The organism is Myxococcus eversor (assembly GCF_010894455.1).
Lineage (GTDB): Bacteria > Myxococcota > Myxococcia > Myxococcales > Myxococcaceae > Myxococcus > Myxococcus eversor.
On record NZ_JAAIXY010000027.1, the window covers coordinates 1 to 26,242 of the forward strand.

At 68.5% G+C, this 26,242-nt stretch carries 24 protein-coding genes; 2 read left to right on the top strand and 22 right to left on the bottom strand.

The window, feature by feature from the left end; translation table 11 throughout:
- Positions 1–323: 323 nt before the first annotated feature.
- A complete protein-coding gene (locus G4D83_RS39115) occupies positions 324–938 on the top strand; it encodes a hypothetical protein (protein ID WP_163870033.1) in 615 nt (204 codons plus the stop codon).
- Here G4D83_RS39115 and G4D83_RS39120 read toward each other — a convergent pair.
- From G4D83_RS39120 to G4D83_RS39140, 5 genes are read right to left on the bottom strand one after another with little or no spacing between them, the layout of a single operon-like run.
- The gene (locus tag G4D83_RS39120; RefSeq protein WP_163870034.1) at positions 935–1,903 is read right to left on the bottom strand and encodes a hydrolase; all 969 of its coding nucleotides are present in this window, start codon (positions 1,901–1,903) and stop codon (positions 935–937) included. The genes G4D83_RS39115 and G4D83_RS39120 overlap by 4 nt on opposite strands.
- Before the next feature lie 53 nt (positions 1,904–1,956).
- Positions 1,957–2,307, bottom strand: coding sequence for a YkgJ family cysteine cluster protein (locus G4D83_RS39125; protein WP_240357073.1), 351 nt, complete (start codon positions 2,305–2,307; stop codon positions 1,957–1,959).
- Between the two features lie 20 nt (positions 2,308–2,327).
- A complete protein-coding gene (locus G4D83_RS39130) occupies positions 2,328–3,476 on the bottom strand; it encodes a hypothetical protein (RefSeq protein WP_163870035.1) in 1,149 nt (382 codons plus the stop codon).
- A gap of 20 nt (positions 3,477–3,496) precedes the next feature.
- Complete coding sequence (locus G4D83_RS39135) at positions 3,497–4,492, bottom strand: GNAT family N-acetyltransferase (RefSeq protein WP_420826693.1); 996 nt, start codon at positions 4,490–4,492, stop codon at positions 3,497–3,499.
- Between the two features lie 24 nt (positions 4,493–4,516).
- Entirely contained in the window at positions 4,517–5,182 is a 666-nt protein-coding gene (locus G4D83_RS39140) for a hypothetical protein (RefSeq protein WP_163870036.1), read from the bottom strand.
- A gap of 184 nt (positions 5,183–5,366) precedes the next feature.
- On the opposite strand from G4D83_RS39140, the gene G4D83_RS39145 reads away from it, so the two are divergent.
- Complete coding sequence (locus G4D83_RS39145; RefSeq protein WP_163870037.1) at positions 5,367–6,377, top strand: DUF481 domain-containing protein; 1,011 nt, start codon at positions 5,367–5,369, stop codon at positions 6,375–6,377.
- Positions 6,378–6,471: 94 nt separating this feature from the next.
- Here G4D83_RS39145 and G4D83_RS39150 read toward each other — a convergent pair whose 3' ends face one another.
- From G4D83_RS39150 to G4D83_RS39230, 17 genes are all read right to left on the bottom strand, one after another.
- Positions 6,472–6,930, bottom strand: a complete 459-nt coding sequence (locus tag G4D83_RS39150) for a cytochrome C oxidase subunit IV family protein (protein ID WP_163870038.1) — start codon at positions 6,928–6,930, stop codon at positions 6,472–6,474.
- Between the two features lie 13 nt (positions 6,931–6,943).
- On the bottom strand, positions 6,944–7,609 hold the full coding sequence (locus G4D83_RS39155; protein ID WP_163870039.1) for a cytochrome c oxidase subunit 3 family protein: 666 nt from the start codon (positions 7,607–7,609) through the stop codon (positions 6,944–6,946).
- The gene (locus G4D83_RS39160) at positions 7,599–9,266 is read right to left on the bottom strand and encodes a cbb3-type cytochrome c oxidase subunit I (RefSeq protein WP_163870040.1); all 1,668 of its coding nucleotides are present in this window, start codon (positions 9,264–9,266) and stop codon (positions 7,599–7,601) included. The genes G4D83_RS39155 and G4D83_RS39160 overlap by 11 nt, the downstream gene beginning before the upstream one ends.
- Complete coding sequence (coxB, locus tag G4D83_RS39165) at positions 9,250–10,296, bottom strand: cytochrome c oxidase subunit II (RefSeq protein ID WP_141646863.1); 1,047 nt, start codon at positions 10,294–10,296, stop codon at positions 9,250–9,252. Before coxB ends, G4D83_RS39160 begins: the two co-directional genes overlap by 17 nt.
- Positions 10,293–11,174, bottom strand: coding sequence for an SCO family protein (locus G4D83_RS39170; protein WP_163870041.1), 882 nt, complete (start codon positions 11,172–11,174; stop codon positions 10,293–10,295). Before G4D83_RS39170 ends, coxB begins: the two co-directional genes overlap by 4 nt.
- Positions 11,175–11,209: 35 nt before the next feature.
- On the bottom strand, positions 11,210–11,671 hold the full coding sequence (locus tag G4D83_RS39175) for a hypothetical protein (RefSeq protein ID WP_163870042.1): 462 nt from the start codon (positions 11,669–11,671) through the stop codon (positions 11,210–11,212).
- Entirely contained in the window at positions 11,668–12,906 is a 1,239-nt protein-coding gene (locus tag G4D83_RS39180) for a hypothetical protein (RefSeq protein ID WP_163870043.1), read from the bottom strand. The genes G4D83_RS39175 and G4D83_RS39180 overlap by 4 nt, the downstream gene beginning before the upstream one ends.
- Positions 12,903–13,496: a c-type cytochrome gene (locus G4D83_RS39185; protein ID WP_163870044.1), complete on the bottom strand. Its 594-nt coding sequence runs from the start codon at positions 13,494–13,496 to the stop codon at positions 12,903–12,905. Before G4D83_RS39185 ends, G4D83_RS39180 begins: the two co-directional genes overlap by 4 nt.
- Positions 13,493–14,038, bottom strand: coding sequence for a DUF3341 domain-containing protein (locus G4D83_RS39190; RefSeq protein WP_163870045.1), 546 nt, complete (start codon positions 14,036–14,038; stop codon positions 13,493–13,495). The genes G4D83_RS39185 and G4D83_RS39190 overlap by 4 nt, the downstream gene beginning before the upstream one ends.
- 4 nt (positions 14,039–14,042) lie before the next feature.
- Positions 14,043–15,446, bottom strand: coding sequence for an NrfD/PsrC family molybdoenzyme membrane anchor subunit (nrfD, locus tag G4D83_RS39195; protein WP_163870046.1), 1,404 nt, complete (start codon positions 15,444–15,446; stop codon positions 14,043–14,045).
- Between the two features lie 2 nt (positions 15,447–15,448).
- A complete protein-coding gene (locus tag G4D83_RS39200) occupies positions 15,449–18,613 on the bottom strand; it encodes a TAT-variant-translocated molybdopterin oxidoreductase (RefSeq protein WP_163870182.1) in 3,165 nt (1,054 codons plus the stop codon).
- Entirely contained in the window at positions 18,610–19,272 is a 663-nt protein-coding gene (locus G4D83_RS39205) for a cytochrome c3 family protein (RefSeq protein ID WP_163870047.1), read from the bottom strand. Before G4D83_RS39205 ends, G4D83_RS39200 begins: the two co-directional genes overlap by 4 nt.
- Before the next feature lie 494 nt (positions 19,273–19,766).
- A complete protein-coding gene (locus G4D83_RS39210; RefSeq protein ID WP_163870048.1) occupies positions 19,767–20,132 on the bottom strand; it encodes an HNH endonuclease in 366 nt (121 codons plus the stop codon).
- Position 20,133: 1 nt separating this feature from the next.
- Positions 20,134–20,787: a ligase-associated DNA damage response endonuclease PdeM gene (gene pdeM, locus G4D83_RS39215; RefSeq protein ID WP_163870049.1), complete on the bottom strand. Its 654-nt coding sequence runs from the start codon at positions 20,785–20,787 to the stop codon at positions 20,134–20,136.
- Positions 20,757–23,180 carry a ligase-associated DNA damage response DEXH box helicase gene (locus G4D83_RS39220; protein ID WP_240357074.1) on the bottom strand — a complete coding sequence of 808 codons (2,424 nt, stop codon included), beginning with the start codon at positions 23,178–23,180 and terminating at the stop codon, positions 20,757–20,759. Before G4D83_RS39220 ends, pdeM begins: the two co-directional genes overlap by 31 nt.
- A gap of 145 nt (positions 23,181–23,325) precedes the next feature.
- Positions 23,326–24,921 (bottom strand): ATP-dependent DNA ligase, encoded by a 1,596-nt coding sequence (locus G4D83_RS39225; protein ID WP_163870051.1) that lies wholly within the window; start codon positions 24,919–24,921, stop codon positions 23,326–23,328.
- Positions 24,922–24,924: 3 nt separating this feature from the next.
- Positions 24,925–25,950: a ligase-associated DNA damage response exonuclease gene (locus G4D83_RS39230; protein ID WP_163870052.1), complete on the bottom strand. Its 1,026-nt coding sequence runs from the start codon at positions 25,948–25,950 to the stop codon at positions 24,925–24,927.
- Positions 25,951–26,242 lie beyond the last annotated feature (292 nt).

Below are 26,242 nucleotides of genomic sequence, written 5' to 3' on the forward strand. Positions count from 1 at the left end.
TTTGGCGACAGGCGCGGCGGGGCTTCGGGACTCGCGAGCGGTGGCGCAGGTGGATGGGGGACGGGTGGCGGGGCGGGCGAGCCGGGCTCCGGTGGAAGCGGGGGTTTCCGCCGGAGCCTGATTCACCTCGAAACGGGGGGCGGGGGAGGGGCCACGAAGAGGTGGCACGCGCGAGGACGTCCGCGCGCGGTGGGGGCAGGGCAGTGCCAGGGCGACGACGTCACCTGGGAGGGAAAGGGGCCGCCGGAGCTGTCCGGTGGATGTCGGTTGGCAATGATGGGGACCGCGGAGCGTCGCGGCGGGCTGGGGCGGGGAATCGACGCATGGGGATGTTGTCCACGGTGATGGCGCTGCTGTTCGTGCTGGTGGCGCGGGGGGCGCTGGCGGCGGATGGGGTGCAGGTGCGCCGGAGGGCGGCACAGGACCCCGAACGACTGGCGCCCTTTGGCTTGATGCTGGACGCGGGGGTGACGGAGGGCGCGGGGCTGTCCGTCTCGTTCAGTCCGACGCGGGTGGTGCGGCTGCACCTGGGGGCCACGCACAACGGCGTCCGTGCTGGCGCTCGCGCGGGGCTCACGTTGCTGCCCCTGCGCGGCAAGCTGACGCCGGCCTTCAGCCTGGATGTCGGTCATGCGCAGCCCGCGGACGTGCAGGGCCTGGAGCGCAGGCTCGCGGACCTGTCATTGCCGCCGCTGCCGTCGATGGAGCGCGTGGGCTACACGTACGCCAGCGCGCTCGTGGGGCTGGAGCTGCGCACGCCCGGGCGCCTCACCTTCTTCGTGCGCGGTGGCCTCAGCTTCATGGAGCTGTATGGCCCCAGCATGAAGGACCTGGACGAGTCGCTGCGCGGCTCGGTGGGGCCTGGAGAAGAGCGCTCGTGGATGCTGCGCACCGTGCGGCCCACGGCGAAGCTGGGGTTCCTGCTGTCCTTCGGTTAGCGGTGCGTCGCGAAGTACTCCAGCACCTGGTCTTCCGCCCAGAAGCGGGGACGGTGCGCGTGGCCCGCGACGAAGCCCACGTGTCCTCCATGCCGGGTCAACACCACGCTCAGGTGCGGATTGTCCTTCGCCGCGAGCGGGATGACAGGTGACTCCAGCATCGGGTCATCCTCGGCGCTGATGAGCAGCGTGGGCTTGCGGATGGCGTGCAGCCTCGGACCCGCGGAGGACTCGGCGTAGTAGTGCTCGGCGCTGTCGAAGCCGTGGAGCGGCGCGGTGACGGCATGGTCGAACGCGCGCACCGTGCGCGCCGCTTCCATGGCGCGGCCGTCGAAGGCGTTGGGGAAGCGCTTGAGCTTCGCGCGCGCCTTGCCCTTCAGCGTCCGCAGGAAGCGCTCCCGGTACACCAGGTGGATGGGACCGGGGCCATCCAGCTTCTTGCAGCAGGCGTCCAAATCGTACGGCGCGCTGACGGACGCCGCGGCCTTCACCGGCGCGTCCTCGCCCTGGTCCTCCAGGAGCCGGCACAGCACGTTGGCGCCCAGGGAGAAGCCCACGGCGAACAGCGGCCCGGTGGCCCGCTCGCGCAAGTCGCGCAGGAGGCCGAGCGCATCGTCGATGTGGCCCGAGTGGTACGTGCGCGCCAGCCGGTTGGGCTCACCGCTGCACGAGCGGAAGTTGAGCGCGGTGGCGCCCCAGCCGCGCTCCGCGGCGCCTCGGAGGATGGCGGTGATGTAGCCGGCCCGGGACGAGCTCTCCAGTCCGTGCAGCGCCACCACGTGCGGCGCGCCGGTGGGACCGTCGAAGGTGTCCAGGTCGACGAAGTCCCCGTCGGGAAGCTCGCGCCGCTCCCGCCTCAACGGAGGGACATGACGGGAACGCACGAGGTTCGCGTAGATGGTCTGCGCATGCTCGTTCGTCAGACCCGGCGCGGCGACGAAGGGTTCGGTCGGCTGGAAGTTCACGGCTCCGGGATAGCCCCGTCGGGGGGACGGGGACAAGGGCCGTGCCGCGCGCTTCACCGGGGCCGTTCGCCACCGGGCGCTTCGGTGGGGGACGGCGCGGCTTGCGCGGGCGACGTCTGGAGTCGGGCCCGCTTCATGGAGGCACAGCCCTGCTTCTTCACGGCCCGAGCCTCGTCGGTGAGCCCGAAGAGGGCCAGGTACTTGTCCACGCGCTCTTCCAGCGTGGGGGCCTCGATGAGCTTGCAGACCTCATCCGCCTGGTAGTCGCGGCAGATGTTCGGCCGGTTCTCGTACACGGAGCAGAGGTTGTCCTGGGTGAGGTGCGGGCAGCGCAGCCCCAGCGGCTTGTCGAGCGCGGCGATGTCCGGCGCCACGCAGCAGGCGCCGCAGAGTGTGCATTCCATGGGGGCAGGTCCTCCGGCACTCAACGTGGGACGACCTTCTTCAAATCCCCGGAGTTCGTCACCGTGACGATGACTCCCTGGCCCTTCTTCCACGACAGGAAGTCCCGCTCGGCCTTGGGCACGAGCACGGTCTCCTTCACGCCGTCATCCTCGTAGCGGATGTGCACGGCGTACTCCTCCGAGCGGTGCTGCCGGTCCGTGGCGCCGGGCTGGAGCGAGGGCCACGCGGGCTTGCCGTCCTGTCCCGTCGCCTCGCGCCGGTCCACCTGCTTCCACTCGTAGGTGTCATACGTGCACTCGCGTGCGTAGACGGGCTCGTTGCGGTAGCGCGTCTCGTTCTGACAGTCCTCGTAACTCTCGTTGCAGTACCTGGTGATATCCTCGCAGACCTCCTCGACGAAGCCGTTGCCCTTGTCCCGGCGGCGGCACTTCTCCTCGGTGCCGCACGCCACCCGGCGCGTCTTGGAGCGGCACACCCGCTCCGTCCCGTCCGCCACCTTGCGCGTGCCCCGCTGGCGCTCCACGCAGTCGCGCACGTTGTCCACGCCCGCCACTTCTCCCGAGCCGTTGACGGGCATGCGCGCGCTGACCCGGCTCAACTGGTCCGCCCAGCCCGTCTTCCGCACGGGCGTGAAGCGCTCCTGCGTCACGGCGACCTTCCACGACGTCCCCGTGACTTCGCCGGTGAAGTCATGCGTGGCCCGGGCCCACATGCCGTACAGGCCCGAGCCGAAGCAGCACGTGAAGAGCACCCCCAGGAACAGCCACTTCTTGAGGGAGCGCGGCTTCGTCTCCGGAGGCGGAGGGGCGGGAGGCTTTCGCGCGGGCGTCTCAAACGCCTGGAGCGGAGCGGCCTTCGCATCCGCCGAGCGCTCCGCGCCGCAGTGCTTGCACCGGAGCTGGTCTCCTCGATTCGCGGCGCCACAGAAGGCGCAGAACCAGTCCTCGCCCGCGCCGGCAATCTCCAGCGCCTTGTCGTCCGTCACGCCCTCGCGCAGGGACTTGCCGCTCTCCGCGTCCACGTCGCCAAAGTCGAAGTCCGACTCGTCGCCCGTCAGCTCGCGGGGGTTGTTGCAGTTCGGGCAGCGCTTGTGCCGGGCCAGGATGTCCTTGGCGTCGCAGGACGTGCAGTTCCAGGTGCCCTCGATGATGCGCGTGCGCTTGGCCATGCGCGCATCCTAGCCGTGCGTCACACCCAGAGGGCGCGGGAGAACGCGACCCGCTCGGCCGGCGGCAGGCCGGGACGCAGGGGCCGCAGCATGGGCAGCGAGCCGTCTCGTGGGACGCGGAGGGCCCCGGACACCCGCGCCACCCAGGGCAGCGTGGCGGGCTCCTCCCAGATGACCACGCGCCCAAGGCCCGCCCGGTGGGCCACGCCGCGCGCGGCCTCCAGCAGGGCGGCGGCGTCCTCCACCGACTCCGCGTCGAGCAGCAGCACCACCAACTCGCCGTACCGGGCCATCATCGCCCACAGCGCGGTGGAGTTTCCCACCGTCGCGCCGCACGCCTCGGGCCGCGGCCTGCGCAAGAGCTCCGAGTAGATGCGCTCCCGCTCCAGGTGCCAGTCCACCTGCGCGGCGCTCGGCCAGAGGAGGAAGGGCACGTCCGGACGCTGGATGCGCGCCATGACCTGGGGCACGTCGCCGTCGCACAGGAGCGCGTCCACCGCGTGCGTGGACAGGCCTCCCACCGCGGACAGGTGCCAGTCCCACGAGGGGGCCTCGCGATAGCCGGAGCGGCGGTAGAGCGGAGCGCCGACGTCGGAGAAGAGGAGGGCGGCGTGGTGGCTCGCGGACTCCTGCTCCAGCCGGGAGGCGACGGCGTCCATCAGCCGCGTCGCATGGCCATGGCCGCGCAGCGCGGACTCCGTGAAGACGCTGGCGATGGCCTGACTGACTCCGCGCGAGGACTCGCCGTCGGGGCCGCGCAGGTAGCTGTCGGTGTGGAACGTCTCGCACGAGGCCAGCACCCGGGCCTCGTCGTCGAGCCACAGCCAGGTGCGCATCCCCTCCCGACACCACGGGTGGGCGCGCAGCCGCAGCTCGCGTTGGTGGAACTGCTCCACGGTGAGCGGCGAGCCCCAGGCGGCGTGGGTGACGCGGTCCCGTTCGGCTTTCTGCGCATCGGTGGCGAGGGCCAGGTGCATGTCCGTGCCAACGTAGCGCCACCCAGGCGTCGCGCGCATCCACCCGGAAGGCTCGGGTTCGACTTACAGGAAGGTGGTGTACGGGAAGCGGACGTGGAGCTGGAGGTACGCCTGGCCCACGTGGAAGATGCCGTCGCGCACCCGGTCCGGCATGCCCAGGCTGCCCAGCTCCTGGGGCACGTAGAGCGCGGACTCCCAGCCCAGGCTGACGAGGAAGTTCTTGGAGAACTGCAGCTCCAGGTCCACGCCCAGCTCGGCGCCCGGCCGGAGGAAGTGCGTATTCGCCAGCGTGTCCGAGTACAGGTACGCATACGTCAACAGCAGCCCGCCCCCCACGGCCAGCCGCACCGGGCCGTCCGTCAGCGGCAGCCCCAGGCCCAGCGGCTTCCAGGTGACGCCGTACATGCCGGTGTTCTTCAGCTTGGGGGAGATGATGAACGAGTCGGGGATGAAGATGGACGGGGAGATGCGGACCTCGTCCACGCTCTTCGCGTACTTCCGGTAGCTCTTGGGAATGGCGCGCTGGTTCTTCTTCAGCCAGTCCTTGTCCAGCACCGCCTCCACGGAGAGCTTCACGCCGGTGTGGATGGGCTGGTCGTCGAAGACGGGGCCGAAGAACATGTACGCGGCGGGCCCCACGCCCACGTCCACCGGCACGGTGACGCGCTGGGCGGCGGCGAGTGCGGGCAAAAGCAGCGTGCACAGCAACGCGAAGCGGGCGGTGCTCATGGGATGCGAATCTCCTGGGTGAAGCGGGCCCCCCCGGAATTAAGCACAACCACGACAATCAACCATTGCCGCACGCCGCGTGTTTGAAGCAGGAAGGGAGCCGCGCCGGCCCCGGGGGCGGCGAAGGACGCCTGGTGCGCTCCGGGACTCTGTCCGCCGGCACCGCGAGAACCTTGGAGAACCGATGCTTTCCGCAGCCCTCTTGATTGCCACGTCCCTGCAGGCCCAGACGCCCGCGCCCGCCGCTCCCGCCCAGGAGCCCGCCGCGCAGGCCATCCCCGTCGCCGCCACGCCGGAGGAGCGCATCGCCGCCGCCGCCGAGCGCGCCGCCGCTGCCGCCGAGCGCGCCGCCGAGGCCAGCGCCCGCGCCGCCGAGGCCGCCGAGCGCGCTGTGAGCATCGCCGCCGGTGCCACGCCCCAGGCCGCCGCCGCGCCGGACGCCACTGCCGCCGCTGCCGCCGCCGCCGCCGCGAAGAAGAAGGAGGAGTGGGACATCGTCGTGGGCCTGGGCCTCATCTCCCTGACGGGCAACGCGTCCACGCTGACGTTCAGCGGCCTGGCCAGCGCGTCGCGCACCACCGAGCACTGGATTTATGGCGTGAAGGCCTTCGGCAACTACGGCCGCAGCCGTCCGCCGGAAGTGACGGGGGATGAGGCGGAGTCGCAGCTGGTGGCGCTCAACGCGGGCATCGAGCTGCGCGGGGACAGGCGCTTCACGAAGATGCTCAGCGGCTACCTCCTGGCGGGGGCGCTGACGGACCACGTGGGCAGCGTCGAGTCGCGGACCTCCGGTGAAGGCGGTCTCGGCGTCCTCTGGTGGGACGAGAAGTCGAAGGACGAGCGCGAGTCCTACCTGCGCACGGACCTCGCCTTCCGCTACGCGCGCGAGACGCGCTTCCAGTACTACCCGTCGCGGATGGATTTGCCGGACGTGGACCTGGGCGGCCCGCGCTTTGGCGTGGCCTTCCGCTACGGCATCACCAAGGAGGTCCTCCTGAAGGAGGACGCGGAGGTGCTGCTGAGCGTCATCGGTGACTCCCGCGTGCTGGCCAACAGCCAGACGCAGCTCGCGGTGAGCCTGACGGAGGCGCTGTCCCTGGGTGTCAGCTTCCTGGTGAAGCACGACAGCAAGCCGCCCGAGGGCAAGGTCTCCACGGACACCGCGCTGGCCTTCAACCTCGAAGTCGCGCTCTAGCCCGCCGTCAAAAGCAACGCGGCGCCGGGGAAGTTCTCCCTCGGCGCCGAGCGGTTGAAGCAGGGGGCCTCCCGTGAAGGAAGACCCCGGGTGTTCAGTGGTGACCCGGTTCCGGAGTCTCCGGCGTGTCCTTCGTCTGGTGCGGCCGCAGCCCGCCACCGAACCGGCCGCGCTGCGCGCCCGTGCCGATATCGGGGGGCTGCAGGTCGCTGTACTGCGAGCCGGGCGGGTTGGCGCCGCGGAAGCGCGTGCCGAGGTCCGCCATCGGGATGGCGAGCATCAGCACCACGAAGACGATGGAGACGCCGAACACGATTCGGTTGGCGCCCCGGTGCTCGGACAGGTGCATGAAGTACAGCGCGACGAGCGTGCCCTTCACGGTGGCGATGACGAGCGCGAGCAGCAGGCCGAAGGACGGCAGGTGCATGCGGCCGGTGACGACGGTGACGACCGTCAGCACCAGCAGGACACCCCAGATGAGCCAGTAGCGGCCCGCTCCGTGGTGCTCGTGCATGTTCTTCTCTTCCTGATGGGATTCGTTGGCGATGGCCATGGTGGTGTCGCCCTCAGACCAGGTACAGCATGGGGAACAGGAAGATCCACACCAGGTCGACGAGGTGCCAGTACATGCTGCCCAGCTCGACCATCGTGTAGTTGTTGGGGCCGAAGTCCTTCTTCTTGAACGCCCGGACCATCGCCACCGCCAGCACCGTCATGCCGATGACGACGTGCAGCGCGTGCAGCGCCGTCGAGCAGAAGTAGACCGTGAAGTAGAGGGTGATGCCAGGCATCTGCATCCCCTCGTAGAAGTAGTACCGGCCCGGCAGGGTCCCGATGTGGAACTTGTGCGCGTACTCGAAGTACTTGATGACGAGGAAGCCCAGCGCCATCACCAGGGTGAGCGCGAACATCACGCCCACCATCTTGTTCTTGCCCTCCTTGGCGTAGTGCACCGCGAGCGCCGCGGTCAGCGAGGAGGTGATGAGGACGATGGTGTTCACCGTGCCCATCGTCAGGTCCAGGCTGCGGCTGCCGGCCGCCCACGCCTCCGGGAAGAGGAAGCGGTAGCAGCCGTAGCAGACGAACAGGCCGGCGAAGAGCAGGATTTCCGTCGCCAGGAACAGCCACATGCCCAGACGGGCGGCATGGTTCTGGACCTCGAGCGACGCGAAGTGCTCCGCCAGGCGCGGCACGTTGGCCGTGCCGTCGGCGGTGTGGGCGCTAGACTGCATCGGGGACCTCGGCCTTCTTCGGGTCGACGTAGAAGTGGGGCTCCTCGGGGAAGGTGACCTGCGGGCCCACGAAGTTGTGCGTCGGCGGAGGCGACTCGCTCACCCACTCGTAGCCCTTGCTGCGCCACGGGTTCTTGCCGGAGGCCTCGCCGAACACCAGCGCGTACGTCAGGTAGAACGCGATGATGAGGAAGCCGAAGGCGAGCAGCGACGCGCCCGCGGTGGAGGCCACGTTCAGGGCCTGGAACCGCTCCGGGTAGTCATAGTACCGGCGCGGCATGCCGTTGTTGCCCACCAGGAACTGGGGGATGAACGTCGCGTTGAAGCCCAGGATGATGAGCGCCGCGGACACCAGGCCCCATCCCTCGTGGTACGTCTTCCCGAACATCTTCGGGAACCAGTAGTGGAGGGAGGCCAGGAAGGCCATGATGGTCGCTCCCACCATGATGAAGTGGAAGTGCGCGACGACGAAGTAGGTGTCGTGCCACGGGACGTCCAGCGACACCGTGCCCAGCGCGATTCCCGTCATGCCACCGAACACGGTGAAGAACAGGAAGCCGCAGAAGTAGGCGAAGGGCGTCGAGAACTCGACGGCGCCCTTGTAGACGGTGCCCACCCAGTTGAAGACCTTGATGGCGGTGAACACACCCACCAGCATGGTCAGCACACCGAACACGCCCGCGTCGAAGGTCGACTGACCGGACACGAACATGTGGTGGCCCCAGGCGAAGAAGCCCACGAAGGCGATGCCGAGGCTGGAGTACGCCACCGCGCGGTAGCCGAAGATGTTCTTGCGGCTGTACGTGCTGACGACCTCGCTCATCACACCGAACGCCGGCAGCACCATGATGTACACGGCCGGGTGGCTGTAGAACCAGAACAGGTGCTGGAAGAGCACCGGGTCGCCGCCGCGCGCCGGGTCGAACATGCCGAAGCTGAACAGGTTCTCCACCGCCACCAGCACCGTCAACAGACCGATGACCGGAGTCGCGAGCACCTGGATGCAGCTGGTCGCGTAGATGGCCCAGACGAACAGGGGCATCTTGAACCAGGTGATGCCAGGCGCGCGCATCGTGTGGCAGGTGACGATGAAGTTGATGCCCGTCGCGATGGAGCTGAAGCCGATGATGAACGCGCCGAACATCACCGGCGCCACCGTCGTCGTCGTGTGCGTGCTGTACGGGGTGTAGAAGGTCCAGCCCGTGTCCAGCCCGCCGTTGAGCATGCCCCAGAGCATGAACACGGCGCCCGTCAGGTAGATGTAGAACGAGGCGAGGTTCAGCCGGGGGAAGGCCACGTCCTTGGCGCCCAGCATCAGCGGCAACATGAAGTTGCCGAAGACGGCCGGAATCGCCGGAATCATGAACAGGAAGATCATCACCAGGCCATGGAGCGTGAACGTACGGTTGTACGTCATCGCGTCCATGATGGTCGGACCCGGCGTCAGCAGCTCCACCCGGAGGAGCAGCGCGAAGATGCCGCCCACGAGGAAGAACAGCAGGATGAAGAACAGGAACATCACGCCGATGCGCTTGTGGTCCACCGTCAAGAGCCAGCTCTTGATGGTGGTGCCGTCCACCAGATAGCTGGGGTGGTGGTCGTGGTGCTCGTCGTGCGGGGCGGCCCCCGCCGTATCGAGGCTACTGGATGGGGTCATAGGCGGGTCCCTCGGAGGCGCCCTCGCGGACGTTCGGAGTGCGAAGCGACTTGATGTACTCGACGATGGCGGCCGTCTCGGGGCCCTGCAGCTTGCCCTGATACGTCGGCATCACATTCTGGTAGCCCGACACCAGGTGGGCTCCAGGGTCCATCATCGACTGGGTGATGTAGGCCTCGTCCACGCGGATGGTCTGACCGTCATCCAGCTTCTCCACGCGGTCATACATGCCAACGAAGGTGGGGCCGATGTGCGCCGAGCCATCCACCGAGTGGCACTTCAGGCAGCCCTGCGTACCGGCCAGCACCTGGCCCTGGTCCACCATGCGCGCCACCGGCGGCACCAGCGAGGTGTCCGCGAGCGCGTCCTGGCGGTCCTGCAGCCGGCCGCGGCGCTGGTCCTTGATCCACACGTCGTACTCCTCCTGGGGGAGGACCACGACCTCCGCGAGCATCTTCGAGTGCGACAGGCCGCAGTACTCGGTGCAGAGCACCTGGTACGTGCCGGGCTTGGTCGCCTCGAACCAGATCTGCGTGTAGCGACCCGGCAGCGCATCCATCTTGATGCGGAAGGCCGGCACGTAGAACGAGTGCAGCACGTCCCGGGAAGTGATGAGCAGACGGACCGGGCGGTTGGCCGGGACGTGAAGGACGTTCACGCCGTTAGGACCTTCCGGGTACGCGAACTTCCACATCCACTGCTTGCCCATGACGTAGACGTCCATCGCGTCCTTGGGCGGCGTGGTGACCCAGGTGAAGTCCCTGAAGCCGATACCGAACCAGGCCAGGAAGAACACCAGCGGCACGGAGACGAAGAGGAACTCCGTCTTCAGCGTGGGGACGACGTACTCGGTTGCCTGGTCGGGAATCCGCCGGCGGTACCGGAAGAACATGAACAGCGCCGCGAGGCCAACGCCAGCCGACATCACCATCGTCGTTCCCACGACGAAGTGGTGCAGCAGGTCGACCCGTTCCGCGAACGTGGACGCGCTCTCCGGGAGGAACAGAAGGTTGTTGAGAAGCTCGCTCATGCCGCCGCGCCTTTCTTCAGCTCGCGCCTCCAGAAATAGATCAGCATCGTCGCCAGGGCGAGGAAGACAGCCATGCCGCCCAGGCGGATGAACCCGAAGATGTAGAAGCCGTACCGCCGGGTCGCGGTGTCGTACTTGAAGCAGGACATCACCACGCGGTCGAGGCTGGTACCCACGCGGCCACCTGCCGCCTCCAGCAACGCCAGCTTCGTGTCCTTGGCGGGGAAGTCCGTCCCGTACAGATACCGGGAGATGCTCCCCTCCGGCGTGAGCACCATCACCACCGCGGGGTGGGCGTACTGCCTGGTGCTCGCGTCATACGTGTACTTGAAGCCCACCGCGTCCGCGAGACGGTGGATCTGCTCGTCGGTGCCCGTGAGGAAGTGCCAGGGCGCGCTCTCCGGCTTCCCCATGGACTGAAGGTGTTTGCGCCGGCGCTCGTTGCTCATCGCCGGGGTGTCTTCCGGGTCCACGCTGACCGTGACGGCCTCGTAGTCCTGGCCCAGTTCCAGCCCCAGCTCCCGCATGGTCTTCACCTGGGCGTTGAGCACCAGGTTACAGAGCATGGGGCAGTTGTAATACACGAGCGTCAGCAGGGTGGGACGTGTCTTGGGCAACACCGAGCCCAGCGTCACTTCCTGCCCGCTCCCGTCGATGAAGCGGGTCTGCAGGGGCACCGGTTCACCCAGGTGCTCCTCCACGTCCACACCCTTGAGCTGGGGGGGCGCATCCGACTGTGCTTCGACGATGGCGCGGGGCGTCTTGCCCCCGCCCGGCATCGCTGAGGCCGGGAGCGCCGTGGCCAGGAGCAGCGCCATGGCGGCGAGCATCCCCCGGCGCGGGGCACACGGGGAGATGTAGGAGAGGATGGACATCATCGCGGGCGGCTCTTACGCGAGGCAGGGGACGGAAGCTACTGCTGAGGAGCCGGAGCGGGCTCCGGCGCCTGCTGCGGGGCGGGAGCGGGGGGAGGCGGGGGCGGGTTGCGGCTCTTGGAGATGACCGACTTCATCGCCTCGTCGAGGTTGGGGTGCGCCTTGACGCCCGGCTGGTCACCCCAGCCCGCCTGCAGGGCCTGCTGCTGGCCGCCAATCTTCTCCTCGGCGTGCCAGTCCTGCTCGAACAGGCGCTGGTTGACGATGCCCACCTCGTACTGCCCCATGGCCGCCGGCCGCGGAGGAGGACCGTCCGGCTGGGCCTCCTTCATGGTCCGCACCTGGATGGCGTAGGCCCAGACGATTCCCACCGCGAAGATGACGAGCGAGCCGGCGCCAATGCCGATGATCTTGCTCATCACGATGTGGTCTTCCTCGGCGGCCACACCGTGGGCGCCGACGATGACACGCGACTCGAGCTCAACCTGGGTCTTCTTCATGGCTGCACGTACCTCAGGGACTCAGCGATGTACGGGTCCTTCACCGGCATCGTGTAGTTGCCGCGAGCGTTCTTGAGCGCGAAGCCCACCGCGATGCCGCCCACGCCAATGAACGAGGACAGCAGCGTCACGAGCGACAGCACGTCGAAGCTCGGGCCCTGGTTGCCCGTCAGCGCCGGCCAGATGAGCCAGTACATGTCCACCGCGTGGATGACCAGCAGGTAGACGGCCACCACCGACAGCCGGCGGGGGTGCAGCTTCAGATTCCGTGACAGGAGCACGAAGAACGGCAGCACGAAGTGGCCGAAGAACAGGGCGATGGACAGCGGCTTCCACGCGCCGAAGATGCGCAGGCCGTACCAGGGCGCCTCTTCCGGGATGTTGGCGATCCACACCAGCATGAACTGGGAGAAGGCGATGTAGGCCCAGAACGCCGTGAAGGCCAGCATCAGCTTGCCCAGGTTGTGGAAGTGGGCCGTCGTCACCACGTTGCCGTAGAGGTCCTTGCCCCGCGCCAGGGTGGTGACGATGGTGAGGACGCAGAAGGCCGACAGGAAGCTGCCCGCGAAGTAGTAGACGCCGAACATGGTGGACTGCCACAGCGGCGTGAGGCTCATCAGCCAGTCGAAGGACGCGAAGGTGATGGTCAGCGCCAGGAAGGGCAGGATGCCGGGGGCGAAGCGGCGCATGCGCACCGTGAGGTCCAGCCCGCCTTCGGTGTCCTGCTTCAGGCTCAGCCCGCGCAGCTTCCAGGAGGCGAAGATCCACACCGAGAAGTAGATGACGTGGCGGAAGAGCGTGAACGGCCAGTTCAGGTAGCCGTGCTCCTTGTGCGACAGGTGCTCGGACTCCAGGCCGGTGATGCCGGCGCGCAGCGGCGAGCCCGGCCACCAGGGGTACAGATACCCCGCCATCAGAATCAGGGGGATGATGAGCAGCAGGAAGATGGGGATGACGGACGAGCCCGTCTCCATCGTGCGGCGCAGGACGATGAGCCACTTGGCCTTCGCCGTGTGGAAGATGGCCACCATGATGGTGAAGGCCACGCTGATGCCCACCCAGTACGCGAAGGCGAGCAGGTAGCTGTGCGCGGCCGCGCCCTTGGCGTTGGTGAGGAAGAAGACGGCCAGGGTGACCAGGATGCCCAGGGCGCCCGCGCCGAACGCTGGAATCATCAGCTTCGGCGTGCCGGTGTAGCGCTCGAGGTGAGCTGGGGCTTCGGCTGCGGGGGTCATCGGTTCTCCTGCGGGACGGGCTGCTGTCCGCCCGTACGGGTGTTGCGAGCTTCCTGGAGGGCACGGACGTAGGCGACCACGGCCCAGCGCTCACGCACGTCCAGCTCACCGGAGAAGGACGGCATCACGCCGTAGCCCTCGTTGATGGCCGTGTAGAAGTGGCCCGCGGCCTTGCTCTCCAGCTCCAGCAGGGACGGCGGCAGGCGCAGGGCCATGTTCTCCGCGACCACGCTGTTGCCGTCGCCGAGCACGCCGTGGCACTGCGAGCAGACGATGTTGTACTTCTTCTGGCCCAGCGTCAGCAGGGCCTGGTCCACCGTCACGGGGATGGTGGCCACGGGCTGACCGTTGGCGCGGCCGCTGAGGGCCGTCTGCCGGGCGGTGGGGTCCTTGAGCTCCGGCAGGCTGGCGAAGCGCTCGCGGGGCACCGTTCCAGCCGGGGGCGTGCGCATGGCACGACCGTCCGCCCAGAAGTCAGAGGCCTCGTAGTACTCGTACTTGGCCTGGTGCTCCATGCGCTGGAGGAACTCCGAGGGGACGTCGCAGCCCGACAGGGCGACGAGTCCGGCGGCGGGGATGAGCCACCTCATTCCTTCTCTCCCGTGACGACGGTCACCTGGGTGGCACCCAGGGCCTTGAGCTGGTCAATGACGGCCGCCGCGTCCTGGCCCGTCGCATGCGGCACGCTCAGCCAGTAGCCGTGCGTGGACGCGGTGCGGAAGGCATCGGACTCGAAGACGGGGTGGTACGGCTGCGGCAGCCGGCTCAGTCCCAACAGGCCGAAGAAGATGCCGAACGCGGCGAACAGCACGCTCAGCTCGAATGTAATCGGCACCCACGCGGGCAGGGACAGGAGCGGACGACCACCGATGTTCAGCGGGTAGTCGTACGTGTTCATCCAGGTCTGCATCGCGAGCGCCGTCGTCAGGCCGGTGAGCCCACCGCACAGCGCGATGAAGGGGACCTTCGAGGGGGGCAGGCCCAGGGCCTCCGAGCCGCCATGCAGCGGGTACGGAGAGTAGGTGTCCATCCCCTGGAAGCCCTTCTCCCGCATCTGACGGGTGGCATCCACGAGGACATCTGGCGTCTCGAACTCGGCCAGCACCCAGGAATCGAGGACAGTGGCTTCCATGACTCTAGTGCGCTCCGTGGGATTTCTGGTGGGCGGCGTGCTTGAGCTCCAACTGCAGCTCCTTCACTTCGCTGATGGCCACCGCGGGCACGAACTTCAGGAACAGGAGGAACAGCGTGCCGAACAGGCCCAGGGTGCCGACGTAGATGCACCAGTCCACCCAGGTGGGGGAGTAGATGCCCCACGACGAGGGCAGGAAGTCCTGGGAGAGCGACGTCACGATGATGATGAAGCGCTCGCACCACATGCCGATATTCACGGCGATGGAGGCCACCCACATGATGGGGATGCTGGTGCGGCACTTCTTGAACCAGAAGATGTTCGGCGTGACGACGTTGCACGTGATCATCAGCCAGTACACGCCGGCGTAGGGGCCCGTGGCGCGGTTCACGTAGAAGGTCCAGAACTCGAACTGGTTCTGCGAGTACCAGGCGACGAAGTGCTCCATCAGGTATCCGTAGGACACCAGGAGGCCCGTCGCGAGGATGACCTTGTTCATGTTCTCCAGGTGGCGGTCCGTAATCACGTCCCGCAGACCCAGGTACTTGCGCGCCGGGACGATGAGGGTGATCACCATCGCGAAGCCGCTGAACACGGCGCCGGCCACGAAGTAGGGCGGGAAGATGGTCGCGTGCCAGCCGGGCAGCAGGGACACGGCGAAGTCGAACGAAACGATGGTGTGCACCGAGACGACGAGCGGCGTGGAGAGGCCGGCCAGCAGCAGGTAGGCGATCTTGTAGTTGTGCCAGTGCCGCCCTGAGCCGCGCCAGCCGAGCGCGAACAGGCCGTAGATGGTGCGCTGAAGCTTCGTCTTGGACGAGTCACGCAGCGCGGCCAGGTCCGGGATGAGGCCCACGAACCAGAACAGCGCGGACACCGTGAGGTACGTGGAGATGGCGAACACGTCCCACACCAGCGGGGAGCGGAACTGCGGCCACGCGCCCAGGGTGCTGGGGTAGGGGAACAGCCAGAAGGCGAACCAGGGACGGCCGGTGTGCAGCAGCGGGAACAGACCCGCGCACATGACGGCGAACAGCGTCATGGCTTCGGCGAAGCGGTTGATGCTCGTGCGCCACTTCTGCTGGAAGAGCAGGAGGATGGCGGAGATGAGCGTACCGGCGTGGCCGATACCGACCCACCAGACGAAGTTGATGATGTCGAACGCCCAGCCGACCGGCTGGTTGTTGCCCCACACGCCGATGCCCCGGGCGAGCGTGTAGGTGACGCCGACGACGAGCAGACCCAGCGCGCTGAGCGTCAGGCCGAAGAGCATGAACCAGCCCTTGCCCGGCTTGCGCCAGACATGGTCCAGCAGCGTCTCGTTGAGGGACTTGTCGTCGTGGTGCGGCGGGATGAGGTCCCGGGGCTCGAGCGGATCGAGCGGGGCGGTGGCGGCGGTCTCGGCCATGATTAGTGGCTCCCTTCGTTCGTCGCGGCCTTGGCCGGCTCGAGGGCGGAATTCGGGTTGCGCACGCGGATGAGGTGCGAGGTGCGCGGACGCGTGCCCAGCTCGTGCAGGAGCTTGTAGGCGCGGACATCCTCGGAGAGCTGGCTGACGAGCTGGTTCTCGTCGTTGAGCGAGCCGAAGACGATGGCCTGCGCGGCGCACGTCTGCTGGCACGCCGTCTTGAGGTCCGCTTCCTTGATGAGGTGCTTGTGGACGCGCGCGTCGATGCGGGCGCGCTCGATGCGCTGCACGCAGTACGTGCACTTCTCCATGACGCCGCGGTTGCGCACCGTGACGTCCGGGTTCATCAGCATCTTCTCGGTGGCCGTCTTGCCCGCGGTGTAGTGCAGGTAGTTGAAGCGGCGGACCTTGTACGGGCAGTTGTTGGAGCAGTACCGCGTGCCGACGCAGCGGTTGTACACCATGTCGTTCAGGCCCTCGTCCGAGTGCACGGTGGCGTTCACCGGGCACACGTACTCGCAGGGAGCCTTCTCGCAGTGCACACACATGACAGGCTGCATGACCATCTTCGGGTCGTTCTCGGGACCCTCGAAGTACCGGTCGATGCGCAGCCAGTTCATCTCACGGCTGACGGCCACCTGCGCCTTGCCCACGACGGGGATGTTGTTCTCCGCCTGGCAGGCCACCACGCACGCGCTGCAGCCCGTGCAGCGGGACAGGTCGATGGCCATGCCCCACTTGTAGCCCTTGGAGTAGTCGAAATCGACGAGGTTGTCCTGGATGCCCTGCTTCAGCTCGCCCTTCACGCGGTGGAGCGTGTGCTCCGTCTCCTTGGAGGGGTGCTCCAGCTCGGAGATGGGCATGTCCAGCGCGAGGGGCCGGTTCTCCATGCGCCAGTGCGTCTGGGTCAGGCTGAACTTGTAGCTGCCGCGCACCTTGGTGAGCGTGGCGCCGCCGTCGAACCAGGGGTTCTTGCTGGTGCGGATGGGGTTGACGTTGAAGCCCACGCCCTTGGCGACCTGCTCGTGCAGGCCGTTGCGGCCGTAGCCCAGCGCCACCGTCACCGTGTTGTCCGCGTGGCCGGGGACAATCCACACCGGCACCGTCAGCTTCTGGCCGTTGTAGGTCAGCTCCGCCAGGTCGCCAGGGGCGAGGCCGAGCGCCTTCGCCGTGTCCGGGCCCAGCAGGGCGGCGTTGTCCCAGACCATCTTGGTGATGGGCTCGGGCAGCTCCTGCAGCCAGGAGTTGTTGGCGAAGCGGCCGTCGTAGACCTTGTAGTCGTTGACGAAGTTCAGCTCCAGGTCACCCGAGGCCGGGGGCGTGTAGCCCGCGATGAGCGAGGCGGCGGCGCCGAAGTCCGGCGAGCCCGCGACGGCGTGGGACGCGGTGTTCTCGATGAAGCCCTGGGCCACCCAGGACTCCCAGCGGGCCTCGAAGTCGGCCGGGTTGGCCGTCTGGCCACGCCAGTAGTCGCGCAGGAGCTGGTAGGCGGGGTGGAAGGGCTCGTCCAGGAACAGCGCGAAGAACTCCACCTCCGGCATCCCGTTGAAGAGCGGCTGGATGAGCGGCTGGGCGATGGAGACGGTGCCCTCCACCGAGCGGCCGTCGCCCCACGTCTCCAGCGGGTGCGCCGCGGGGACGAACCAGTCGACGTGCGCGCTGGTCTCGTCCTCGTAGAGCGACGTGTAGAGGACGTTGAGCCTGGCGCGGTTGGGGTGGTCCTTGCTCAGCACCTTGCCCAGGCCCACGTCGTCCGGCAGCGTGAAGACGGGGTTGTAGGCGGTGATGACCAGGGTGTCGACGCGGCCGGCCTCGATGTCTTCCACGAGGGCGCGGACCTGCGACATGCCCGTCGCCTCGGCGATGGGGGCCTGGATGTAGCGGACCGTCTTGTCGCCGTTGCCGAGCGCGTTGTTGATGGCGTGGGCCAGCGCGTGGACCGCGGCCGGCTGACGCTCACCCGCGATGACCAGCGACCGACCGGGGCCGGCGGCGCGCAGGTCGGCGGAGACCGCCTGCACCCAGTTGCCCAGCTCACCGCGCAGCGGCGACTTGGCGGCGGCGGCGCCCGCGAGGGAAGCGGCGCTGCCACCGATGGCCTGGGCCACCGCGGCGGCGAGGCCGAGGACCTCCTGCGACTTCAGGCGCAGGCGGTGGTCCGCCATGCCGCCGGTGATGGAGAAGCGGGCCTCCGCCATGTAGAGGCGGTTGAGCTTGCCCTTGCGCGGGTCGCGACGGTCCGCGAACTCGCGGATGTGGCGCAGGTTGCCCGGGCAGCTCTCCAGGAAGTCCGCGTCCAGCGACAGGACGATGTCCGCCTGGGAGAAGTCGTACAGCGCGGCCACGTGCTGCCCGCCGAACAGGGTGCGCAGCGTGTCCGCCTGCGTGTCCTGGTTGGAGGACGCGCTGTGGAAGCGCGCGTTGGGCATCTTCTTGATGATGCGGTTGCGCAGGTCGCTCGTCAGCGGCGAACCCACCGCCTCCGTGAGGAAGCGCACGCGCGAGCCGCCGTTCTCCGCGGCGGACTTGCCGACGAGGGACGCGATGGTCTCGTTGAGCACGCGCTGGGCGCGGGGCGTCTTGCCCTGGCGCAGCACGCGCGCGCGGCTCGGGTCATAGAGCGACAGCAGCCAGGCCTGCTCGAAGGTGCAGGCGGCGCCCTGGTTGACCGGGTGGTCCGGGTTGCCCTCGACCTTCACGGGGCGACCCTCGCGGGCGGTGATGAGCAGGCCGGAGGTGTGGCCGGCCAGCGTCATCGCGGACGCGTAGTGCAGGGGGTTGCCGGGGGTCACTTCCGGCGGCGTCTTCGTGTACGGCAGCAGCTTCTCGTCCGGGGGACGGGTGCTACAGGCCGTGGCGCCGGCCAGGGCCAGCGAGGCGCCGAGCAGCTGCATGAACTCGCGGCGCACGAAGCCGGTGGGGGGCAGGTCCGCGCCCACGGGGAACTCCGGGCGGGACTCCTCCATGTACTCGGAGGTGCCCAGCTTCTCCTCGAGGCTGCGCCAGTACGACTGGCCGTAGCCGTGCTCGGCGGAGTTGGCGTTCGCGGCGGCGTGCTCCAGCGCCTCACCGACGGCGTCAGGCGCCGCGGCGGGCCGGTCCGAGACGACCGGGAGCGCGAAGGACGAGGATTCCTGCGACGGCGCGCCGTCGCGCTTCGTGTTCATCGGTGGCATGTGGAGCAGCTCGTGCGCGAGTGGACGTCGTACTCATCCTTCAGCTTCTCGCCGAGCGCGATGGCCTCGGCCTTGTCCGACGGCGGAGTCCACGTCATCGACGTGATGAACTCCGGGGGCCGCAGGTGCGGCTCGGGATTGCGGTGACACTCCAGACACCACGCCATGGTCAGCGGAGCGAACTGCTCCACCGCGGCCATCTGGTCGATGCGACCGTGGCAGCTGGCGCAACCCACGCCCTTGTTCACGTGGATGGCGTGGTTGAAGTAGACGAAGTCCGGCAGGTTGTGGACGCGGACCCACTGGATGGGTGAGTCGGCGAAGAAGGCCTTGCGCACCTCGGTGAGGTACGGGCTCTTGTTCCACACCTGCGCGTGGCAGGACATGCACACGGTGGTGGACGGGATGCCCGCGGAGGGCGCCTTGTCCACACTCCAGTGGCAGTACTGGCAGTCGATCTTCTCGTCCCCCGCATGGTGGCGGTGGTCGAATTCGATGGGCTGCTCGATGGGCTGCTGCTGGTTCGTGACGTACGGGGACCGTACGTAAGCCATGAGGCCGCCGATGCCGATGGCGGGCACGGCAAGAAGCGCCGCGGCGGACAGCCGAGACACCGTGTTCGTCCAGCGTGGAAACAGAGGGCCGCTCATACCAGGACCATGGGCAAGGGGGCTTCTACAACTGCGGTGACAGGAGAAGAGGAAGAGGTGGGGACGCGGCTGAACGCGAGGAGCGGCGGGGCGATCCCGGCCCCGACGGGTCGGGGGGGCGGCTCCTGGCGCGCGGAAGGCGAAGCAGTCACGTCCAACGAAACCTCTATGGATGTTGCCGCGGGCGGGTCCCTCCTCCTGGCCCAACCCAGCGCGGCGCGGGACCATTGACCATCGACACGGCAGTGTCAACCATTCTGATGTTGTGGAGCCGTGGGATACCACTTCCTCGCGCGGAGGCGGGAAATCGCGGTCCAGAGGTGATGAATCTCTCTTCTGGCGGGAGGAAGGGACGTTGAGCCCGAGCCCGTCCGCGGCGGATCATCACGTGTGCTGGGGTGTCTCGGTGCGCTGCTCACACAAGGTATGGGCAGACCGGCGCGCGGGCTCATCGCCCGACAGAGACATGTCGACGGCTCGGGCTTGAGACGGTGTCACTCGGAGTCCGCGCCAGCCGGCTCCCGCCAGCGCTGCTTGCGGCGGGCGAGCAGCTTCTCCACCAGCTCCCGGACCCGCGAGTCCCGGTGATAGTGGGGGTCATGCCGGCTGCCCTTGCCCTGGTTGCAGCAGGCGCAGGCCAGGCCCAGGTTCTCCGGCGCGTCCGTTCCTCCGGCGGTTCGCGGGAGGATGTGCTCGATGGTGGCCCGGCTGATGGGCTCGCCATCCAGACCCACCACCAGATGCGCGTTGCAGTGCAGGCACTTGCCCAGCCAGGCCTCGCGCCCCCGATGCTCGGTGAGCTCGAAGGTGGTGTCCGTGGCGATGATGCCCAGAATCTTGCGGCGCTTGGAGTCGCTCATCCTACACCTCGACCACGGAGGGGCCGGCGATGGCGAAGACGCGCTCCCCGGGTCGGCGCGGCATGTCGAGTCCCCCGGTGAAGGCGCTGAAGGCCGGGAGCACGCCCACCCCGGGGCCCAGGTGGAAGCATGGAAGACGGAGGCGGTCCCCGCCAGCCGACAGCCTCACGGTGGGGTGGAGATGACCGGCCCAGATGTAGCGGCCCGTGACAGGGGTGGGGTGATGGGCGAAGCGGAAGGGCCCCTCATCCAGGTGGGACTCGTGGACGTCCATGTGCCACTCCGTGGGCAGGGGCCCCGCACGGAGGTCATGGTTGCCCCGGACCAGCACCACCTCCACGTCGGCATGGCCCGCGCGCCAGTCCGCGAGTCTCTGGATGAGCGCGGGGGTGAGGCCCTCCCGGGAGTGGACGAGATCGCCCAGGACGAGCAGCCGACGGGCCCCCGTGCTGGCGAGCGCCGAGGACAGGCGGGTCAGGTCATCCTCCAGCACGCCGAGCGGCAGGGGGATGCCGTGCTGCTGGAAGCTCTCCGTCTTGCCCCAATGGAGGTCGGCCACCGCGAGGGTGCGGGCCTCGGGCCAATGCAGGGCCCGTTCCGGGAGCAGCTCCAGCGGGGTGCCGCCTACGCGGACCTGGCATCGTCGCGCGTCCATCGCTCCTTCATGCGCTCCACCCGCTCCAGCAGGGACTCGCTGGAGAGGCTGGCGCTGATGCGCTCGACGACGAGCGGGAAGGCCAGCGGCGTCGGCCTCCGGACGTGGAGCAGCTCCAGGGGGCTCGACTCCAGGCGCTCCAACGCACGCTCCATGCGGCCCTGCTCGAACTGTTGCTCCAGCACCTCGCGGCGGGCCTGGGTGAGCAGCAGGTGTCCCGGGTCATGGCGGGCGAAGACATCATGGAGGAGGGCGGCGCTCGACTGGACCTGCCGCGTGGACTTGCGAGCCCCGGGGAGCCCGGGCAGCACCAGTCCCGCCACGCGGGCGATGTCCCGGAACTGGCGTTTCGTCAGCTCGCCTACGTTGATGCTCTCGAGCACGTCCTCCACCAGGTGCTCGCGCGTGAAGAGGTGGGGGCGCAGCGCCTGCTCGAAGGGATAGGGCGCGGGGGTGAGCAGCTCCAGGCCGTAGTCATTCACGGACACGCTGAAAGTGGCCTTCTGGAGGCGTGTGAGCCGCAGAGCGAGCAGGGCCGCGAGTCCCTCGTGCACCCGCCGTCCTTCGAAGGGATAGAGGAAGAGGTGGTGCCCGTCACGCGTCTGGCACACCTCCGCGAGGAGCGCGCTGGCCGAGGGGATTCGCGACAGTCGCTCCTGGGTCTCCAGAATGGGCCACGCGGCGGCGAGTTCGTCGGAGGTGACGTCGCCGTGGCGCGCGGAGTCGAGCGTGCGGCGCACGGCGGCGGCCAGCGATGTGGACAGCGGCAGGCGACTGCCACCCCAGCGCGGTGTCTGCGTCACCTTCGCCTTCGCGGGCCGGACGTAGGCGGTGAGCCCTTGGAGTCGGCCGAGCTCGAGCTTCTTGCCGGCGAACTGGAAGGTGTCTCCTGGGCGGAGCCGGCTGACGTAGGACTCCTCCACGCTGCCCAGCCGTCCTCCGCTCCAGTAGCGCAACTCGACTACGGCATCGGAGGTGATGGTGCCGATGTTGAGCCGGTGCAGTCGGGCGACGCGGGCGTCCTTCACGACGAAGCGACCCTCGTGCTCCTCCACGCGGCGGAACTCCGGGTAGGCCGTCAGCGTGGGGCCACCCTCGCGCACCAGGGTGAGCGTCCAGTCGAACTCCTCGTCCGTGAGGTCCGCGTAGGCCGCGGCGCCGCGCACCTCATCGAGCAGGGCCTCTCGGGTGAAGCCTCCTCCGAGCGCGCACGTCACCAGGTGCTGGGCCAGCACGTCCAACGGCTTGCCAGGGGGGATGCGCGGTTCGACTTCCTTGCGTGCGAGCGCATCGCGGGCGGCGGCCATCTCCACCAGCTCCAGCGCGTGCGTGGGGACGAAGAGGATGTTGCACGTGGCCTCGGGACGGTGTGCGCCTCGGCCCGCGCGTTGGAGTGTCCGGCCGATGCCCTTGGGACTGCCCACCTGCACCACGCGCTCCACGGGGCCGAAGTCCACGCCCAGGTCCAGCGACGAGGTGCACACGACGATGCGCAGCGAGCCGTCCTTGAGGCGTCGCTCCACGCGCTCCCGCTCGTCGCGGTCGATGGAACCGTGGTGCAGTGCGAGCAGGTGTTCCCACTCCGGGCGCGCGAAGCGCAGGCCCTCGAACCAGCGCTCCGCCTGTGAGCGCGTGTTGGTGAAGATGAGTGTCGACTTCGCCGGGTCCAGCCTCGCGGCCACGCGGGCCAGCATGGTGAAGCCCAGGTGTCCCGCCCATGGAAACGTGTCCACCTGGTCCGGCAGCAACGTCTCCACGTCCACCGGACGCTCCAGGTCCGCGCTGACGAGGGTGGGGCGCGTACCTGTGCCGACCCCGTGCCGCGCGGCCTCCTCCAGGTTGGCGAGCGTGGCGGACAAGGCCCAGGTACGCATGCGCGGAGCGAAGCTTCGCAAGCGGGACAGGGCGAGCTCCGTCTGCGTGCCTCGCTTGGAGCCGAGCAGCTCGTGCCACTCGTCGACGATGACGGCGCGCAGCGAGGAGAACAACTCCGGCGCTCGCTCGTTGGAAAGCATCACGGAGAGCGACTCGGGCGTGGTGATGAGCACTTCGGGGAGTCGCTGTCTTTGTCGCTGGCGCACCGACGACGACGTGTCTCCGGTGCGGCTCTCCACATCGAGGTCCGTGTCGAGCACGCTCAGCGGCTCGCGAAGGGCCAGCTCCACGTCACGTGACACCGCGCGAAGGGGCGTCACGTAGAGAATCTGGAGCCCCTTCTCGCCATGCTCGGCCACGTCGGCCAGTGGCGCGAGATACGCGGCGTAGGTCTTCCCCGCGCCCGTGGGGACATGGATGAGCCCGCTGTCTCCACATGCATAGGCGGCCCAGGCTTCTTCCTGGAAGGCGTAGGGCGTCCAGCCCTTCGAGGCGAACCAACCCCGGAGCCGCTCCATCGGCGGGCCGCTCGCCGCTTTCGTGGAGGGCGCCGTCTCGCGTGGCTTCGCTCGCTTCCTCCCGCGTGGGTTCCCGGTCGTCGGTGTTGGGCCTCCGTGGAGGGCCTTCCTCTTCGCCTGGAGCTGGGCTCGCAGCGAGGGCGACCTACGCGCTGGCATGGAGCAGCTCCTTGAGCGAGTCCAGGGAGTCGGCGTCCTGTGGCTTCTTGTCCGTGCGCCAGCGGGCGATGCGAGGGAAGCGCAGCGCGACGCCCGACTTGTGACGCGGTGACTTCTGGATGCCCTCGAAGTGCAGCTCGAAGACCTGCTCGGGCTCCACCGAGCGCACCGGTCCGAACTTCTCGCGCGTGTGCGCGCGAATCCATCGGTCCAGTCGGCCAATCTCCTCGTCGGTGAGGCCCGAGTACGCCTTCGTCACCGGGAGCAGGTCCGTCCCGTTCCACACGGCGAAGGTGTAGTCGGTGTACAGCGAGGAGCGTCGGCCATGTCCTGGATGCGCGTAGAGCAGCACCGCGTCCACCGTGAACGGGTCGATCTTCCACTTCCACCAGTCGCCACGCTTGCGGCCCGTGAGGTACGGGGAGCTCAATCGTTTGAGCATGAATCCCTCGACGTTGCGCTCACGTGCCTCGCTTCGCGTGTGCGCCAAGGCTTCCCAGGAAGAAGCTTCCACGGCGGGGGACAGCGGCAAGGTGGGGTGGTGCTTCAGCAGCGCGGCCAGTCGCTCGCGGCGTTCGCGCAGCGGCAGTGCACGCAGGTCCTGCCCGTCCTGCTCCAGCAAGTCGTATGCGATGAACGCAGCCGGTGCCTCCGCGAGCACCCGGGGCGTCAGCTTCTGTCGACCGATGCGACGCTGGAGTCGAGCGAAGGGCAGGGGCTTGCAGTCCTCGTACGCCAGCACCTCGCCGTCCAGCACGGTGCCTTCGGGCAGGGCCTTCGCGGCCTCGGTGATTTCGGGGAAGCGGTCGGTGATGAGCTCCTCACCCCGGCTCCAGAGATAGACGTCTCCCTTCCGGTGGAGGAGCTGGCCTCGGATGCCGTCCCACTTCCATTCGACCAACCACTCCGAGAGGTCTCCCAGTGACTCCGGCGGCTGCTCCAGCGGAGACGCCAGATAGAATGGATACGGACGCGAGTGCTCCGCATCCGAGACCTCCGGCGAGACGAGCTGCTGGAAGAACTCCTTCGAGGGAGTCCAGGTCCCCATCAACCGGTGCGCGACGTCTGGCGCGGGAAGTCCCGCCACCTTCGCGAGCGCGCGGACCACCAGCGTGGAGGAGACGCCCACGCGCAGCTCCCCGGTGAGCATCTTGTTCAGCAGGAAGACCTCTCGCCGAGGCATGGCGCGCCACCAGGACACCACCTGCTCGCGCTGCGCTGTCGCATCCAGCTCACGCAGGGGCAGCAGGCGCTGGGTGAGCCACTGCGACAGCGGCAGCTCCTCCGGCGCGCTCGGCCGCTCCAGGTTGTCCAACAGCAGGGAGATGACTTCCGCGAGGTCTCCCACGGAGGCGTAGACCTCCGCGAACAGCCAGTCGGGAATGTGCGTCAGCTCCTGGGTCCACCCCACCAGCAGCTTCGTGGTGAGCAGTCGCTTCAGCTTCTGGCCCGTGAGGAAGTACAGCGCCCACGCGGCGTCCTCGGGAGGTGCTTCCTGGAAGTAGCGGGCGAGAGCCTCCACCTTCGCGTTGGTGGAGGTGGTCTGGTCCAGGCGCTCGTACAGGTCCGCGAGTCGTCGCATGGGTCAGTCCTCCGCCTCGCCCTCGAACTGCGTTGCCAGCGGAGAGGCGTCCACACCCTGCTCGCGGAGGTAGCGCGCCAGGGGCTCCGCGGAGCCGTGCGTGGTCAGCACCCGCTCCGCGCCCGTGTCCGCCACCGTGCGCAGCAACTCGGACCAGTCCGCGTGGTCCGACAGCACGAAGCCCCGGTCGAAGCCGCGCCGCCGTCGATTGCCGCGCACGCGCATCCAGCCCGAGGCGAAGCCCGTCTCCGCTTCGCCGAAGCGCCTCATCCAGGTGGACCCGCCCGCGCTCGGCGGCGCCAGCACCAGCGCTCCGGCGAAGGACGTGCCCTTCGCCACCTCCGACACGAGCTGCGTGGGAATCATCTTCACGCCCGCGTCCCGGTACACCTCCACCAGACCCTGCACCGCGCCGTGAACGAAGGCGGTCCGGTCCGTCAGCCGCGCCAGCTCCGCGAGGATGCGCTGCGCCTTGCCCAGGGCGTAGCAGAACAGCACGGCAGCGCGTCCCGCCGCGCGATTCGCGTCCCACCACCGCAGGATGTCCTCCGCCACTTCGCGCGTGTCGTCCCAACGGAAGATGGGGAGGCCGAACGTCGCCTCGGTGATGAACGTGTGGCAGCGCACCACCTCGAACGGCGCGCACGTCGGGTCCGCCGCGCGCTTGTAGTCGCCGGAGATGACCCACACCTCGCCCCGGTGCTCGATGCGGAGTTGCGCGCTGCCCAGCACGTGCCCCGCCGGGTGGAAGCTCACGGTGACGTCGTTGAGCTTCAGCGGCTCGCCATACTCCAGGGCGTCGATGTGCGAGTCGGCGCCCACGCGACGTCGCAGCAGGGCCTCGCCCGCTCGGGTGCCCAGGTATCGCTGGTGGCCCGTGCGCGCGTGGTCCCCATGTGCGTGGGTGATGAGCGCCCGCTCCACCGGACGCCAGGGGTCGATGTGGAAACCTCCAGGCTCACAATAGAGCCCGTGGGGCGTCACCGTGATGAGCGGCCTTCGAGCCTGGAAGGAGACGGAGGCGTCCACAGTCCTTCAGAAATAACGAGGGCTTCCGGGGGCGACCACCCAGGGTGCGCGGGCCTCTCACCCGCCCTGGTTCCTGGGATGGTCGCCAGCCGCCCGGCCATCACTCCCGGCCTTGACGGCATCCCCGGGAATGACAGGCACGTGCGCGCCGATGGTCCTCGCCGGGATTCGTCCGCCGCGCTACACCGACGATTGCGCTCTGGGAGCGCGGCTCGAGTGCGCTGGAAGGTCGCGCGCGAGTCGCTCCCTGGAGTGGAGTCCCCGGCCTTCGAGGGGACGGAGACAATGCGGT

What these genes read in the sequence shown, in the direction of transcription:
- G4D83_RS39170 (WP_163870041.1), bottom strand. Translation starts at nt 11,174, where the DNA reads ATGATGTCCATCCTCTCCTACATCTCCCCGTGTGCCCCGCGCCGGGGG.
- pdeM (WP_163870049.1), bottom strand. Translation starts at nt 20,787, where the DNA reads ATGGACGCGCGACGATGCCAGGTCCGCGTAGGCGGCACCCCGCTGGAG.
- G4D83_RS39180 (WP_163870043.1), bottom strand. Translation starts at nt 12,906, where the DNA reads ATGACCCCCGCAGCCGAAGCCCCAGCTCACCTCGAGCGCTACACCGGC.
- G4D83_RS39140 (WP_163870036.1), bottom strand. Translation starts at nt 5,182, where the DNA reads ATGAGCACCGCCCGCTTCGCGTTGCTGTGCACGCTGCTTTTGCCCGCA.
- G4D83_RS39200 (WP_163870182.1), bottom strand. Translation starts at nt 18,613, where the DNA reads ATGAACACGAAGCGCGACGGCGCGCCGTCGCAGGAATCCTCGTCCTTC.
- G4D83_RS39220 (WP_240357074.1), bottom strand. Translation starts at nt 23,180, where the DNA reads ATGGAGCGGCTCCGGGGTTGGTTCGCCTCGAAGGGCTGGACGCCCTAC.
- G4D83_RS39175 (WP_163870042.1), bottom strand. Translation starts at nt 11,671, where the DNA reads ATGAAGAAGACCCAGGTTGAGCTCGAGTCGCGTGTCATCGTCGGCGCC.
- G4D83_RS39160 (WP_163870040.1), bottom strand. Translation starts at nt 9,266, where the DNA reads ATGACCCCATCCAGTAGCCTCGATACGGCGGGGGCCGCCCCGCACGAC.
- G4D83_RS39115 (WP_163870033.1), top strand. Translation starts at nt 324, where the DNA reads ATGGGGATGTTGTCCACGGTGATGGCGCTGCTGTTCGTGCTGGTGGCG.
- G4D83_RS39145 (WP_163870037.1), top strand. Translation starts at nt 5,367, where the DNA reads ATGCTTTCCGCAGCCCTCTTGATTGCCACGTCCCTGCAGGCCCAGACG.
- G4D83_RS39150 (WP_163870038.1), bottom strand. Translation starts at nt 6,930, where the DNA reads ATGGCCATCGCCAACGAATCCCATCAGGAAGAGAAGAACATGCACGAG.
- G4D83_RS39210 (WP_163870048.1), bottom strand. Translation starts at nt 20,132, where the DNA reads ATGAGCGACTCCAAGCGCCGCAAGATTCTGGGCATCATCGCCACGGAC.
- coxB (WP_141646863.1), bottom strand. Translation starts at nt 10,296, where the DNA reads ATGAGCGAGCTTCTCAACAACCTTCTGTTCCTCCCGGAGAGCGCGTCC.
- G4D83_RS39190 (WP_163870045.1), bottom strand. Translation starts at nt 14,038, where the DNA reads ATGGAAGCCACTGTCCTCGATTCCTGGGTGCTGGCCGAGTTCGAGACG.
- G4D83_RS39155 (WP_163870039.1), bottom strand. Translation starts at nt 7,609, where the DNA reads ATGCAGTCTAGCGCCCACACCGCCGACGGCACGGCCAACGTGCCGCGC.
- G4D83_RS39225 (WP_163870051.1), bottom strand. Translation starts at nt 24,921, where the DNA reads ATGCGACGACTCGCGGACCTGTACGAGCGCCTGGACCAGACCACCTCC.
- G4D83_RS39185 (WP_163870044.1), bottom strand. Translation starts at nt 13,496, where the DNA reads ATGAGGTGGCTCATCCCCGCCGCCGGACTCGTCGCCCTGTCGGGCTGC.
- G4D83_RS39125 (WP_240357073.1), bottom strand. Translation starts at nt 2,307, where the DNA reads ATGGAATGCACACTCTGCGGCGCCTGCTGCGTGGCGCCGGACATCGCC.
- G4D83_RS39130 (WP_163870035.1), bottom strand. Translation starts at nt 3,476, where the DNA reads ATGGCCAAGCGCACGCGCATCATCGAGGGCACCTGGAACTGCACGTCC.
- nrfD (WP_163870046.1), bottom strand. Translation starts at nt 15,446, where the DNA reads ATGGCCGAGACCGCCGCCACCGCCCCGCTCGATCCGCTCGAGCCCCGG.
- G4D83_RS39205 (WP_163870047.1), bottom strand. Translation starts at nt 19,272, where the DNA reads ATGAGCGGCCCTCTGTTTCCACGCTGGACGAACACGGTGTCTCGGCTG.
- G4D83_RS39135 (WP_420826693.1), bottom strand. Translation starts at nt 4,492, where the DNA reads ATGCGCGCGACGCCTGGGTGGCGCTACGTTGGCACGGACATGCACCTG.